This window comes from Treponema parvum (assembly GCF_017893965.1).
Classification (GTDB): Bacteria; Spirochaetota; Spirochaetia; order Treponematales; family Treponemataceae; genus Treponema_D; species Treponema_D parvum.
This window is the reverse complement of sequence record NZ_CP054142.1, coordinates 2,321,324-2,335,716: the sequence shown is the minus strand read 5'-3', so window position 1 is coordinate 2,335,716 and position 14,393 is coordinate 2,321,324. Positions and strand designations below refer to the sequence as shown.

Below are 14,393 nucleotides of genomic sequence, written 5' to 3'. Positions count from 1 at the left end.
ATCCGCTTTAAAACGCATGCGTCCAAAAAAGGCCCAAGTGCCAAATGTTGTAATTAACGTCGGTGTTGACGGTTACAAACTGATATTCATAGGCTGCAGAAAGCGCGTCGGTCGAATTGATATAGTACGTCACGTTCGGCCGCACGTCGAAAATTTTTCCGCCTGTCTTTGTTGAACCGTTCTCGTCGTCGGAACCGAAGGCTAGGGAACCCCAAATGCCGAGCTTTAAATTTTCTTTTATAGTATGCGACATGTTTATTCCCGCATACAGCGCCATAGAATAGTCTTTGTTTTCATAGAATGTAAGGCCGGCTTCAGGTCTTAACGTCCATGTTTTTACGGCAAAATTTATCGCTCCGCCGAAGCCCGTTATCCTGTTGTCCTTTTTTCCGCCTATGTTGTTTATTCCTATCCAACCGTCCACAGAAATTTCATCTATACCGAAAGAAACGCCCGTGTATAGGTTGCCGTCGCCTGCAAAAAGACCGTTATAAGCGGCCGCTATCAATAATTCGTCGGAAGGAGTAAAGCGCATTCCCAAATTGGCTATAAAATCATCAGTAGAAGTGTTTGAAGGAATTGCCGCGGCGATCTCCATATAGTCTTGAACAAAAAGTCTTGCAGCCAGAGCTTCGGTAGTTTCTTCTGGAACGGAAGATGTGCTTTTTGAAAGCCTTAAGCTCTCGTTTATATAGTTTGCATAATAAACGGCTCCGGTAACGGGCGCTTGGCCGGGAAGTCCGTAAGAAAGGCCCCCGTTTTTTAAATGGTAAGCAGCTTCCCAAGAATTCCCGCCGTGTGTCGGCGCCGGGCCGAGTTTCCAGTTAAGGTAAGTTCCCATCGCCGCGTCGAAATTTTTAGCCGGCTTAAAGATAAAATTTACGTCGCTGTCCAAATATTTTAATTCCAGATGATCGAAATTTCCTTCAGAATCGTCGACGGAAACCGCTCCCCATTTGAGCATGGTGTCTACGCAAAGCGGCCCTGCCGCCATGCGCGCCTGAAAAACGTCGGCGATTTCTATTTGCCGTCTTTTAGCGTTTCCGTGTAACGGGTCTTTGTTCTGAGCGTCAAAAACCAAAGAATTTCTGAATCCGTCTTTTTGCATTATCTGCGCATAGGGAACGGCTGACAGCGTCAGTATAAGGCAAGACAGTAAAAAACTTTTTTTCATAATCTATTCCTACTTTATAATTAAAAATAAGCGATGATTCGGTTTTGCCCGAAATCCGCAGTTTAATCTGAATGTGGTTAATAAGTATAGCATAATATGGCGAACTTTGTCTATTTATATACGCGGCGTTTATCAAGGCAATGCGTTTTTTAAAGCCGCGCGGAACATTCATATTGGTAAAGCGGGATCCTTAGGGGCGTCGCCCCGCAACGGTATATTGAAGATGCAATGTTTTTGCTGTAAGATAACTTCATCATGAAATCGACAAAACGTACAGTCACTTGCGGTCAGCTTCGCAAAGCCGACGCCGGAAAAACGGTTGTTTTAAATGGATGGGTTCACCGTACCAGAGATCTGGGCGGTATTTTTTTTATAACGCTGCGCGACCGCTACGGTATCACACAGATTGTCGCGGACGTAGACGCTCCGCCCGAAGTTAAAAAAGTCGCCGCGGAATTAAAGAGCGAATATTGCATTGCCGTAGAAGGCAAGGTTCGCCTCCGCTTTGAAAAAGACGTCAACGTCGACATGGAAACGGGAGAGATCGAGATCGAGGCAAAAGAAATCGAAATTTTTACGGCTAGCGATCCATTGCCGTTTTCTATTGACGAAGTGCGGCAAAAGGACGGATCCGTTGTTTTGCCTAACGACGACCTGCGTTTGCGCTACCGTTATCTGGATCTCAGGCGCGCTCCCATGCAGTACAATATCGCCTTGCGCGCAAAATTGACGCTGGCCGTGCGGAACTACCTGTATGAAAAAGGCTTTTATGAAATTGAAACGCCGACTTTTATAAAATCCACGCCCGAAGGCGCTCGCGATTACCTTGTCCCTTCGCGCATACACCCCGGAAAATTTTACTCGCTGCCGCAAAGTCCGCAGCTTTATAAGCAGCTTCTCATGGTTTCAGGCTTTGACAAATATTTTCAGATAGCCAGATGTTACCGCGACGAAGACGCCAGAGGCGATCGCCAGCCGGAATTCACTCAGATCGATATGGAAATGAGCTTTACGGACAGGGAAGAAGTTCTTGAAACGACGGAAGGGCTTATGAATTATGTCTTTAAAAAAGTCCTGAACTATGAGCTGCCCGTTCGTTTTGACCGCATAACATGGGAGGACGCCTTTGACGTTTACGGAACCGACAAACCCGATCTGCGTTTCGGTCTTAAAATGCAGGACGCCGCTTTTATGGCAAAGTTGGCGGATTTTAACGCGTTTAAGGCCGGCGGAGCCGCAGCGGATAAAAGCGTAGAGCGGCATAAAAGAAGCGCAATAAAAGCCTTGGTAGTGGAAGGTCAAGCCGAACATTACAGCCGCAAGATGATAGAAGCCCTCGAAGAAAAAGCGAAGATCTATAAGGCTAAGGGGCTTGCATGGATTAAGGTAAATTCCGACGGGGAATTTGAAGGCGGCATAAGCAAATTTTTTGCGGGAAAAGAAAAAGAAATTCTTTTAAAGCTCGGAGCAAAAAAGGGAGATCTGATTCTTTTTGTTTCGGATGAAAAATGGCAGACGGCGTGTGTCGCTCTCGGCGCCGTGCGCAGCCAGCTTGGAAAAGACCTCAACTTATACAACCCCGCGGATAAATTCCATTTTGCATGGATCATAGATTTTCCGTATTTCGCATGGAACGAAACGGAAAACAAATGGGACACTGAACATCACATGTTTACCTTGCCGCAAAAACAGTACTGGCCTGTTTTGGAAAGCGATCCTGCGAGCGTAAAAGGCGATCTTTACGATCTGGTTATGAACGGTTATGAAATCGCTTCCGGCTCAATGAGAATTAACGATCCCTCTTTACAGGAGAGAATTTTTAAAATAGTCGGTTACAGCAAAGACCGTGCCGAAAAAGCGTTCGGGTTTCTTGTAAACGCATTTAAATTCGGCGCGCCGCCTCACGGAGGAATAGCGCCCGGTCTTGACAGACTTGCTATGCTTATGTGCCAGGCCGATTCGATAAAGGAAGTGATAGCCTTTCCCAAGAATAATTTGGCGCAAAGTCCCATGGATGACTGTCCGAGTTTTGTCGACAAGGCTCAGCTCGACGAATTGCACATAAAGATATGAGAATCATAAAAAAAAATCATTTTACGGTTTTAAATAACGTCCTTTTTGCAGTGTTTTCGGCGGTTTTTTTGTTCGTCGGTTTTTCCTGCAAGAGGGTGGAATTGCCCCGAGCGGAGCTGATCTTCGGGACGATCTGTTCTATAAACGCATATGAAGACGGAACAAAGGCCGTTTATGACGAACTTTTCACCCGCCTGCATTCCATTGACGCCCTGTTCAGCACGACAAAACCTTCATCGGAAATAGAAAAAATAAACGCCGCGGCGGGTGTTACGGGCGTAGAAGTTTCGGAAGAAGTAATTGCCGTTTTAAAGGTTGCTCTTGCCTTTTCGCGCATTACCGACGGCGCTTTCGATCCCACGATCGGTCCCGTAGTAAAACTTTGGGGCATAAACACGGAATACGAGCGGATTCCTGAAAAAGAAGAATTGGACAGCGCTTTAAAACTTGTCGGGTGGAAAAACGTAAAAATTGACGGGAATACGGTTTTTTTGCCGGAAAAAGGAATGCGGCTGGATTTGGGAGGCATTGTAAAAGGCTATGCCGCCGACGCTCTAACGCACATACTGAAAGACCGAAAAGTTGCGTGCGCCGTAATCGACTTGGGAGGCAACGTCTACGTTTGGGGGCAAAAAAAGGACAAGAGCTTGTGGCGAGTGGGAATAAAAAATCCGAATGATCCTGAAGGAGAACCCAAGATCGTCTTATCTTTGCCGGAATCTACGGTAGTTACAAGCGGAGTCTATGAGCGTTATTTTATTGAAGACGGAGTACGCTATCATCATATCATAAATCCGAAAACAGGTTATCCTGAAAACAATGAATTGACTTCGGTTTCCGTCGTTTGCAGATCAAGCATCGCGGCCGACGCGCTTTCGACGAGCCTTTTTATTTTAGGAAAAGAAAAAGGTTTTCAGCTTATAGACCGCATCGTAAAAAACGCGGTCTCGGCCGATTCAAAAAATTCAGCGATCAATTCGGCGTCGGATGATGAGCCTCCGGTCGACTTCGGTCAAAAAACCGTGCAAAAAAAGGACAGAGTTTCCGACGGGATGGGAATGTGGCTTTTTAACGGCGTTTCGGGAGAAGAATATGTTTTGGATGTCCTTGAAAACGGACTTCCCCTGCTTCCGCCCATGAAAGACCTTCCCCCTCTCGGAGCGATTTTTATAGATGCCGAAGGAAAAATCTTCGCCACGGACGGTTTTAAAGGCATATAAACTTTTAGCAGGGAGTGGCGGCTTGTCGCCGGCAACCCCGGCTCTTTAGGCTGCCGACGGAACTATGCCGACCGTCGCCGAAAACTCCGTTTGCGCGCAACGCACACTAAATAAAGCTGCTTAATTCCTTGTGATGAATTTGTTTGGTCTTTATTGCAATGATATATGTTCCGAACATTGCCGTTATAGCGTCGAAGGCTGCGGCAAAGGAACCTATTATTACTGCGGCGGGTTTTAAAAGAAGGTGCCCCGTCTCGAAGCCCCTGCCGTACATTGCTCCTAAAACCGTAAGGGCAAAAAAAGTTCCTCCCGTCGGCATGTTGCCGAGTACGAATGAAAGCAAAAACGACAAAGAAGTAAGCCATAACAAATCGAAAAAACCTATGCTCAGGCTTGAATACGAGCGCCATATCAGAATAAAGCTGACGATAGTTACGAGCGACGATCCTCCGCGCGCAAATATCGAAAACAGCGGAGCCGAAAAAGCGTTTATTCTTCGCTGTTCGCCGAGGCTTTCTTTACCGTGTCGTATTATGAGCGGCAATGTTATATTGGTGTTTCCCGAAAAAAACGCAGTAAGAAGGGCTGCGATTGAAGCGTACAACACGCGATACGGATGCGGGTCATGGCACAAAAAGTACAAGATCGCCGGATAAACTATGAGCGAAACGAAAAGCAGGTTGCCCGACAGGATCAATATCAGCGGCGTAAATATTCCCTGCGCGATTACGCTTCGGAACTGGATCGCCCATGAGATCGTTACGGCTATAATGCCTATGGAAAAAATTTCCATAAAGAAGATCATAACAAGGTAGCATACTCTTGAAAAAGAATCCGCAAGAGAAACTATCTGCCTGGAAACGGAGCGGTCGTAGCTGCAGGCAATTCCTATTACCAATGAAAATATAAAGACCGGCAATAAAAAAAGACCATCGGAAAGCGAAGACAGCGAAGAAGCCGGAAACGCCTTTCGTATGAGTTCCGAAATGTCTAAAACCGTTACGGATGAAAGTTTTTCTACAGTGATGGGAATGCGCGGCAATTTTATAAATATGACGGAAAACAAGCCTATGAATGTGAGAAGCAGGGACGAACCTGTTATGATTATTGCCGTCCAAAAAGCCGATTTGAGCAACATTTTTGAATCGGAAAGGTTAAATGCCGAAATTATTACGGAAGACGTTAAAAGCGGAATGAGAATGTAAAAACCCAGCCGCAAAAATATTTCGGCGATAAAAGAAACGGTCGACAGTGTTTGCGGGGACGAAGCGGGGAATGCGAAAGACGCTATAAAACCCAGTATTACGCCCAATAGGTATTTTATCCATATTTTCATATGAAAATTATACCAGAATGAGTTACGCCGTGCAAATACGATACGCGCACTGAATTCGATTTGTAAGTTATATTGATACTCTGCAGAAAATAATCTATAACTATAACTATATAACATTATGGTAGAGAAACGCATAGAGCGGAATTTCCGCTGTTTGTGCATTTTTTTTATGCTTTCAAATCTGAAGAATTGCTCACAAAATGCAAATAGGAGATTTTAGGATGAATAAAAAACAAAATACACAGGTCGTTGTACCGGCGGCGCTTGTATGTATGCTGCTTGCTGCCGTATTGCTAGGCTGTTCGAACCCTGCGGGCGGAACATCGGGCGGCGGTTCACCTAATGTGTCTGCCGAAAAAGAAATTACGCTGACGCTCGATTTGCAAGGTGGAACGACAACAACGCCGCTTGAAGACGGCGCTGACGGAAAAAAACTGCTGAAAGGCAGGTCGAGGTCTTCCGTTGCTATCATCGGGCCTGTAAAGTCCGGTTATACCCTTACCGGCTGGAATCCCGAACTTCCTGAAGCCTTTCCTGCAGAAGATCCTGCGCAGATCTACACAGCGCAGTGGCAGGAGAACACACCGGTTAATTTTTCCGATTTGAATAACTACCTTCAAACCGCTCAGCCTGCAGCGGACGGTATATACTATATCGATCTCACCATTACGGATCAAAATTTAAATGACGGTTTGCTTAAAAACATACTGACAAATGCTTCTAACAAAGATAAAAAAGTTGCCCTTACTTTAAAAGGCGTTACGTCCATCGGTCAGGAAGCTTTTAGAGAATGCAAAGGGCTTACTAGTGTTACGATACCGGCCGGCGTTACATCCATCGGAAATCTCGCTTTTTTAGAATGCGCAGGACTTACAAGCGTTGTCATACCGGACAGCGTTACGTCCATAGGAAGCGGCGCCTTTTCCAACTGTACGGCTCTTACTAGCGTTACCATACCTGGCAGCGTTACGTCCATAGGAAATAGTGCTTTTGTAGTCTGTACAGGGCTTACGCAGCTTATCGTAAGTCCTGAAAATATGACCTATCGCAGCGAAAGCAATATCATATATACAAAAGATATGAAAACGCTCCTGTATGCGGCAGGCTCTCTTTCAAACGTTACGATACCGGACAGCGTTACGTCCATTTGGGATCGCGCTTTTGCTTTCTGCTCGGGGTTTACGAGTGTTGCCATACCGAATAGCGTTACGTCCATAGGAAGCGGCGCCTTTTCATATTGCAGGGATCTTACGAGCGTTAGTATACCGGACAGCGTTACATCCATAGGAAAGGATGTTTTTGAGGGCTGCACGGCTCTTACTAGTATTATGATACCTGGCAGCGTTATGTCCATCCCCGAAGATGCCTTTCTCTACTGTGCGGCTCTTACGAGTGTTACCATACAGAACGGTGTTATATCCATCGAAGAAGGCGCTTTTTCAGCGTGTAAGGCTCTTACGAGCGTTACGATACCGGACAGCGTTACGTCCATAGGAGAACGCGCTTTTTCATACTGTGAGGCTCTTACGAGCGTTACGATACCGAATAGCGTTACGTCCATCGAAAGCGCCGCATTTGGGAACTGCTCGGCTCTTACAAGCATTACGATGCCGGACAGTGTTACATCTATCGGCAGTAATGCTTTTTGGGGCTGTTACAGCCTAAAGGGAACGCTTGCCTTGCCTCCAAACCTGAGAACAATCGGCAGCAAAGCTTTTAAAAACTGCAATAAGGTAGAGCGGTTTGATTTTACGGCATGCACGAAGCTTACCGAAATTGCAAATGACGCTTTCGAAGGCTGCGGAACTGCGGTAAAGTATAAGGTTACGGCGGCAAGCGGCTTAAAGGGGAAGCTTCGTATCATAGGTATTCCGGAAGGGCAAATAGAGGAAATATAATAAACCGATACGTAAACCATAGCCGGCGTCAATAGATGTGCTCTTCGGCTCATCTATTGATGCTGGAACAAATACAAACAAATACTCAAATATAGAATATCATACGATCGTGTGCTATACTTAACACGTTATGGAAAATGCGGAAAAAACGATCCTGATTGCGGGAAAAGAAATGCCTGAGGCTAAAAATCTTGCGGACGGCTTTAAAAATTCGGAACGCAATGCGTTTGCTGTAGGGCAAGACAATGTTTTATGGAATAAGTCTTCCGCTATTTCCGCCCGCTCTTTTGTTTTGCAATGCGCCAATAGAGCGAACGGTTTTTCCGAAGCCGTTTTGTATTTTGACGAAGGTTTTGTCTGCTCCAAATTTCCTGAAAACGACATACAGACTTGCACGCAGATATGCTGCGAGTATATTTTAGGCTATCAATATCTTACTGCGGAATTATTAAAACACTTTGAAAAACAAGGGGGAAAGATCGCTTTTATTTACGCTCCGCTTCCCAAAACCGCAGCGTTTGTAAATCCTTCCGTAAAGGCGGCGGCGTCCGCTTTTATTTCTTTTGCAAAAAGCACGGCGGAGCGATGCACATCCGGCGCTTCCACAGCGGTAGTTTTGGTTAAGGCCGACAGGGAAGACCGATACAAAGACGACGCCTCAATTTCCGAATGGCTCGGCCGGTATTTTGACGAAATCGATTCCCTCAAAAAAAAGCCGGATGCAAAGCGCCCTGCCGTATGGATAAAACCCGGCTCAAAGCCGCCGTTCGTGTTCCCTTTATTCCCCCGCTGAACCGTTCCATAATCTAATTAGAATTTGCCGTTTTGCGGTTAAGCTGCATATGTACAAGCTGCGCGTGCGCCGTCAAAGAAGATCCGAATAGGCTTTTAAAACCTCATCGCCTTCACAGCCGTTTAAAACCTTTGTCGCCAAAGTTTTGCCCAACTGAACTCCTTCCTGGTCAAAAGAATTTATGTTCCACAAAAATCCTTCAAACATTATTTCATTTTCAAAGTGGGCAAGAAGCGCACCCAAAGTTTTGGGCGTAAGCCGATCGGCAAAAAGCAATGATGAAAAACGTCCGCCTTCAAACTGTTTATTCGCGTTGTTATCGTCCTTTCCGCGGGCAAACGCCACTATCTGGGCGCTCAGGTTTGCAAGAAGCTTGGTTTGGCTGAAAGAACCCTTTATTTCAATATCCGTTTTGCGCTGCGACTCTTTAAATCCTACAAATTTTATCGGACATATATTCGTGCCCTGGTGAAGCAGCTGATAAAAAGAATGCTGTCCGTTTGTTCCGGGCTCTCCGAAGATGATGGGCTCTGTCGAATAGCCTATGGGCTTTCCGTCTCGGTTGACGTGCTTTCCGTTGCTTTCCATGGCAAGCTGCTGCAAGTGCGCGGGAAAGCGGAGCAGCGCCTGAGAATAAGGCAGGATCGCCGTAACGGGAAGATCGAGTATGTTGCGCAGATATATGCTTATAAGAGCGTCCAAAAGACTTGCGTTTTCAGTGATGTCTTTTTCAAGGGCAAGAACATCCGCTTCATGAGCGCCTTCAAGGATTTTGCTGAAAACTTCATATCCGAAAGCGACGGAGAGAATTACGCCGCCTACCGCACTGGACGCACTGTAGCGTCCGCCTATAAAATCGTCCATAAAAAAAGCTTTTATAAAGTCCGGAGAAGACGCGAGCGGACTTGTGTCGCTGGTTACTGCCACAATGTGTTTTTTTGCGTCGAAACCCGGGATATTTTTATTTTTCATCGAGTTGATGACGAACATTTGGTTTGTAAGCGTTTCCAAGGTGGTTCCGCTTTTTGAAACAAGGACGAACAAAGTTGTTTCAATGTTTACGCGGGACATAACTTCCGCAGCGTCGTCGGGATCTACGTTGCTGATAAATTCAGCGTTCAACTGCTTTATTCCGGCTTCGCTGCAATACCCTTTTAATGCGATGTAGAGCGCCCTCGGCCCAAGATCGGAACCGCCTATTCCTATCTGACATACGGTATCAAACGCTTTTCCCGTGGAGCCCCTTATCTTACCGCTTCGGACGTCTTCGGAAAAATCTTTGATTTTTTTAAGTTCGTCAAGATAAAATTTTGCCTTATCTTTACCGTCAATGATCACCTTTTCGGAAAGGACTTGCCCTCTTGCCAATTGGTGCAGAACGCTGCGTCCTTCGCCGGTATTGATGATATCCCCTTTTAAAAGGCTTTTATATTTTTCAATAACTTCCTGTTCTTCACTTAACTGCTGCAATACGGATAAGATCTTTTCGTCCACCGGCAGGGCCGCATAGGAATATGTTAATCCGCCGCCCTGTTTTGCGATATATTTTTTTATCCGTTCTTTTGTAAGACCCGTTTTTATATTGAACGGTTTTAAACTTTTAAGTTTGCCGAAAGACTGCGTCGCGTCAAGATTGTTATATTCCATAAGACCCTCCGAAGTTAATGAAAAACGTTTACGTGTAAAGCAATATTCACAGATACTGTTATATACTCCGAACAAGTATATACTTGAAAGCCGAAAATGTCATCTGCGAAATTGTGCGTATTGCGCGTCTGGCTTGGCGCGTCGAGTGTGACTGGTATAACACAGTACAGATGGGCGGGCATAATTGTCATTCTTTGCGGCGCAAATACTGCACGATGTTTACACAGTCGCCGTCTTTTTTACAAAAGGCAGCGTTTCAAATGTCTTGTTTTCCAGCATACTGATTAAGCGGCAAGCCGTATCGGTGGGGCTATTCAATTAATGCGCATATATGATTGGCGGCGATTGCCTAACGATTTCAAATATTTAAGCAGAGGGAAAATAAATTCGACGGGACTTCGGCTGTACCGTCTTTATTCAAAATTCAGCGCGCCGCTTTGCACGGCGCACCGATCTAAACCGACGTCTGTCGGCTATTCTTTCCACACTAATCGGAAACCTCTGATAGGATCGGCTCCGCCGGACACCTTTGAATCTCGCTTGCCGGTCATACAAAAATAAACTGCATTTTCAATACCGGATGACCAGTATCCGCCGCGAACTACCCGTGTAGTTTCATGCGACGGGAAAGGTCCCGTAGGATAAGGGTTCGTACTTGCAGTTACAGTTGGAGTATACAAATCCCAACACCATTCGGCTACATTGCCGCTCATGTCGTGGAGCCCCAGTTTGTTTGCATCTTTGCTTCCGACATTTGCCCTATCGTCTACAGACGGCGTTTGCGGTACAAAAGCCGTGCCGTTCCACCATTTATTGAAGACTGCAACTTTTGCCGTTTCTGCACGTAAAATTTCATAATCACTTGGCGGCAGTGTCATACCCTCAAAGCCGATAGACTGTTCAGCTCCGCTTGCAGAATTCAAATTGGTTAAATAAACGCCGCTATAGCTTTCCGCATTGGTAGTGTCGGCGCCCTGATAACGGGCGGCAAACTCCCATTCAGCTTCGGTCGGTAAACGGAATCCTTTTTTTGAAAAATCGCAAAAAGCGCTATCACTGTCGGAAGCATGTTTTATAACTTCTCCCGATACCGAATTCTTACGGTACACGCATTCGTTCGTAGTTCCGAACCACATCTCGGTATATGCATTGCACCATGCTATGCAGTCGGTCCAGCTTATGTTTGCCATCGGCTGATCGTCTTCGGTAGGAGTATCTGCGTCATCCGGATCAAAATCAAACAAATAACCGTGATCTTTAGCCCATTCACATACTTCATTCCATAGTTTTACGGTAACTTCGTATTTACCTATATTGTAATCATTTAAATTGACCGTGCGTCCGTCGATGAATACGCCCTTCCATGAAGCGTCGGCGGCGGGCAAGGTATTTGGTAAAACTGCGTGTCCTGTAATACCTCCTGTAGGCGGCGTTACCTTTACCCCTTCGGAACTCGAAACGGCTTGCGTTGTTGCATAGACGTCCGTATCTACTTCAAAGTTATCAAAATCGGCCAATTCGTTTTCTGCTGTTGCACTTCCTTTTTTCCATGAGGCAAACACAAACCCCGTATCGTAACCGGTTATTTTTGCCTTTGCGTCGTTTTTTATTGCTCCCCACGTTACTCCATACGGCTTTATGATAGTAGGATCCGTTGCCAGCTGAACATGACCGTCGCTTTTTATCGTGATGGTAACGTTTATCTGTTTTGCTTCCGCATATATTGTCATATTGTTTCCTAAAGGAAGATTATCCGCTGACAATACCGCGCCGCTTGGGCCACTTCTTCTCCATTGTTTGAATTCATAATTTGGGTGGTAACGGAGAAGGTCTTTTGCCAGATTCTTAACCTCGCCCCATGTTTTTCCCTTTTGAACCGTAATGGAAGCAGGAGGATCTATATCGACGTGATCGCCGGTAATAGTGAGCGTTATCGTTACAGGCTCAGACACAACAAAAACAGTTTCATTATTGTCAAACGGAGTCGTATAGCTATTGTTCAAAAGCGTACCTGAAGCATCCGTAAGACGCCATTCTTTAAATTTATAGTTATCTTTATATTTTTTGATTTTAGTTTTTGCGAGCGACTCAATTTCATCCCATCTTTTACCCTTTTCCACTTCAAACGTGGGAAAATCGGGTGCGGTAGAAATCAATTCGACGTGCTCATCGCCCTTAACCGTTATCGTAATCTTAGGCGTAGGAGGCGCAACCGTTTGTTTTGACACAACAAAAACGGTTTCGTTTGTATTAAAAACATAGTCGTCAAGTAAAGGAGCGCCTGAAGCGCCGGTAAGTTTCCATGTATCAAATCCGTAGCTCGGAGCATAGCCGTCAATTTTGTCTTCCGCTATGGCTTTCAACTGGCGCCACGTTTTGCCCTTTTCAACTTCAAATGTGTGCTCGGGCTTGAGTATAACATGCTCATCCCCCGCAACGGTTATCGTTATTTGTGCGGGCGTTGAGCCGCCGCTTTCGCCGCCCGGCGAGGGGGGGGGTACGGACGGCGTCGGGATGGTTTCGGCGGGATTGCTGCAGCCCGTTAAAAATGCCGTAAGCGCTATAACGGTCGTTACAATCAATAATAATTTTTTCATAATCTTTCGTACCTCCGGGTGCAAAGTCCGCCTTTGTGCGGACAAGGGAGATTTTACTGATATGCCGGACCCGGATTGGTTGTTATCGTCAATATGGGACAGGAACCTTTTAGCTGAACGTGCACTTGAAGATCCGTTTCGCCGGATGTTTTTTGCAAGTGTATACTTTGAACAAAGATTACTTTACCGTTTATGGTTTTTGAAGCACCGTAGTTTTCATGGCCCAAGTGATTTGAAAGCGTTGCTTCTCCGTTTACGCATAAGCAAAACGGCTTGTCCTGTCCGTCGGGAAGCGGATTGGAAGCAAGCGTAACCGTTCCGTTATCACCCACACGCAGCAAAGGAAAGTTGTCATATTGTTTATTTTTCCAAGCTTTTATATCTTTTTGTTTCGGCGAGGGTTTTGAAATAACCTGAAAAAGAAGCTGATTATCTAATTCCGTAGCAGTGGTTATCTTTGCATAAAGGGATTGCGTTATGGGTCTAACCGCCATAATGACTTCTTGAGGGTCTTCTTGGCTACCTTCTTGGTTTGCCAACTGCTCATGTGTTGCAATGCAAAATTGTACCGTCAGTTCTCCTTTATAATCGTCCGCATCAATGCCGCGCCCTTTTGGGTCTGCAACACCGCACGTAATGTCGAGCTGCATGTATTTATCTGCACCCGCAGTTTGATACAGTGTTTTATAAGGTTCAAGGCGACTGTAGTCAAAAAGCTCGGCGGGAGCGGTTCCTGTTAATTTGGTAAATGCATAAAAAGACGAGGCGAATTTATTAGAATCCACTTTTATAACACTGTCAGGTGTTTTGCTTAGCACATGATCAAATACGTCTTTTTTGGTAAAATACAGCTTTGTAAGACTACTCCCAAACCTATCAGGGTGAAATACGGAATATTTTGTCTCTAGCGTTACCGTATCCGATCCGCCGGCAGTTTTTTTATGATTTTTTACCGTGTACACTGGTATGATTTTAATTTTATCCGTTTCCTCTTTTGCAAGGGTAGCTTCCAGTTTATAATAGTCACAATCGCCGAGCGTAACGGAAGTTCCGTTCGCAAGAGAAAAAGTAAGCGGCGCTTTAAAAAAGTCTGCAATAGTAGGATACGCTTCCGCAATATATTTTTCGATTGAAAGGTTCCTCTCAATACCCTCGTCGAGCTTTAACTCGCCCTTGCCGTCATTAGAATTTATAGACCACGGTTGGGAGGCATAAGGATTGGCAAAGCCGTTTACGGCCATTTCTTTGTCGAAAGGATTTCCATTTTTCGTACCCTTTACTTTTACGGTAAACGTTCCCGCTTCGTCGTTGTAGGCAGTAACTTCCTTTTGTGTAAATTCAATTGAAGGAAGGGTTGAAGTTCCTAAAGTAATTTTTCCGGCAGCTTCAAACGGGGATTGCCGTCCTTTCGTTAAGCCGAACGTCTCAAGCACGTCCGCTTCGACCAATTCATACTGATTTTGCGGAACGGAAGGATTTATCCCCGGGTTTTCCGCACCGGAAGATGATCCCGCCTGCTGGCAGCCGGTTGTCAACAGCGCGGCTAGCAGTACCGGTAATAAGCATATCATTGCTTTTTTCATTATCGATTCCTGTTAATTAAAAATAGTTTCGGATTTTAAGACTTGCTTATTTTAAGTCTTACCATAATAAAC

9 protein-coding genes are annotated in these 14,393 nt (G+C 45.4%); 4 read left to right on the top strand and 5 right to left on the bottom strand.

Annotation, left to right across the window (positions count from 1 at the left end):
• Positions 1-7: 7 nt before the first annotated feature.
• Positions 8-1,174, bottom strand: a complete 1,167-nt coding sequence (locus HRQ91_RS10260) for a hypothetical protein (RefSeq protein WP_210119457.1) — start codon at positions 1,172-1,174, stop codon at positions 8-10.
• A gap of 255 nt (positions 1,175-1,429) precedes the next feature.
• Here HRQ91_RS10260 and aspS point away from each other — a divergent pair, with 255 nt between their 5' ends.
• Positions 1,430-3,247, top strand: a complete 1,818-nt coding sequence (gene aspS / locus HRQ91_RS10255; RefSeq protein WP_210119456.1) for an aspartate--tRNA ligase — start codon at positions 1,430-1,432, stop codon at positions 3,245-3,247.
• Entirely contained in the window at positions 3,244-4,467 is a 1,224-nt protein-coding gene (locus HRQ91_RS10250; protein ID WP_210119455.1) for an FAD:protein FMN transferase, read from the top strand. The genes aspS and HRQ91_RS10250 overlap by 4 nt, the downstream gene beginning before the upstream one ends.
• A gap of 106 nt (positions 4,468-4,573) precedes the next feature.
• Here HRQ91_RS10250 and HRQ91_RS10245 read toward each other — a convergent pair whose 3' ends face one another.
• The gene (locus tag HRQ91_RS10245; RefSeq protein ID WP_210119454.1) at positions 4,574-5,803 is read right to left on the bottom strand and encodes a dicarboxylate/amino acid:cation symporter; all 1,230 of its coding nucleotides are present in this window, start codon (positions 5,801-5,803) and stop codon (positions 4,574-4,576) included.
• Between the two features lie 221 nt (positions 5,804-6,024).
• Between HRQ91_RS10245 and HRQ91_RS10240 the strand changes: the two genes are divergently transcribed.
• Both HRQ91_RS10240 and HRQ91_RS10235 read left to right on the top strand, forming a co-directional pair.
• A complete protein-coding gene (locus tag HRQ91_RS10240) occupies positions 6,025-7,701 on the top strand; it encodes a leucine-rich repeat domain-containing protein (protein ID WP_210119453.1) in 1,677 nt (558 codons plus the stop codon).
• Between the two features lie 130 nt (positions 7,702-7,831).
• Entirely contained in the window at positions 7,832-8,494 is a 663-nt protein-coding gene (locus HRQ91_RS10235) for a hypothetical protein (protein ID WP_210119452.1), read from the top strand.
• Positions 8,495-8,566: 72 nt separating this feature from the next.
• On the opposite strand, the gene HRQ91_RS10230 is transcribed toward HRQ91_RS10235, so the two are convergent.
• The 3 genes from HRQ91_RS10230 to HRQ91_RS10220 form a co-directional block, all read right to left on the bottom strand.
• Positions 8,567-10,141 (bottom strand): glucose-6-phosphate isomerase, encoded by a 1,575-nt coding sequence (locus HRQ91_RS10230; RefSeq protein WP_210119451.1) that lies wholly within the window; start codon positions 10,139-10,141, stop codon positions 8,567-8,569.
• Between the two features lie 473 nt (positions 10,142-10,614).
• The gene (locus HRQ91_RS10225) at positions 10,615-12,738 is read right to left on the bottom strand and encodes a formylglycine-generating enzyme family protein (RefSeq protein ID WP_210119450.1); all 2,124 of its coding nucleotides are present in this window, start codon (positions 12,736-12,738) and stop codon (positions 10,615-10,617) included.
• 53 nt (positions 12,739-12,791) lie between these two features.
• A complete protein-coding gene (locus tag HRQ91_RS10220; protein ID WP_210119449.1) occupies positions 12,792-14,321 on the bottom strand; it encodes a lipoprotein 17-related variable surface protein in 1,530 nt (509 codons plus the stop codon).
• Between the last annotated feature and the right edge of the window lie 72 nt (positions 14,322-14,393).

Excerpts from the sequence above, each read along its gene's own strand:
- HRQ91_RS10235 (WP_210119452.1), top strand. The coding sequence starts at position 7,832 with ATGGAAAATGCGGAAAAAACGATCCTGATTGCGGGAAAAGAAATGCCT.
- HRQ91_RS10225 (WP_210119450.1), bottom strand. The coding sequence starts at position 12,738 with ATGAAAAAATTATTATTGATTGTAACGACCGTTATAGCGCTTACGGCA.
- HRQ91_RS10240 (WP_210119453.1), top strand. The coding sequence starts at position 6,025 with ATGAATAAAAAACAAAATACACAGGTCGTTGTACCGGCGGCGCTTGTA.
- HRQ91_RS10230 (WP_210119451.1), bottom strand. The coding sequence starts at position 10,141 with ATGGAATATAACAATCTTGACGCGACGCAGTCTTTCGGCAAACTTAAA.
- HRQ91_RS10260 (WP_210119457.1), bottom strand. The coding sequence starts at position 1,174 with ATGAAAAAAAGTTTTTTACTGTCTTGCCTTATACTGACGCTGTCAGCC.
- aspS (WP_210119456.1), top strand. The coding sequence starts at position 1,430 with ATGAAATCGACAAAACGTACAGTCACTTGCGGTCAGCTTCGCAAAGCC.
- HRQ91_RS10245 (WP_210119454.1), bottom strand. The coding sequence starts at position 5,803 with ATGAAAATATGGATAAAATACCTATTGGGCGTAATACTGGGTTTTATA.
- HRQ91_RS10250 (WP_210119455.1), top strand. The coding sequence starts at position 3,244 with ATGAGAATCATAAAAAAAAATCATTTTACGGTTTTAAATAACGTCCTT.
- HRQ91_RS10220 (WP_210119449.1), bottom strand. The coding sequence starts at position 14,321 with ATGAAAAAAGCAATGATATGCTTATTACCGGTACTGCTAGCCGCGCTG.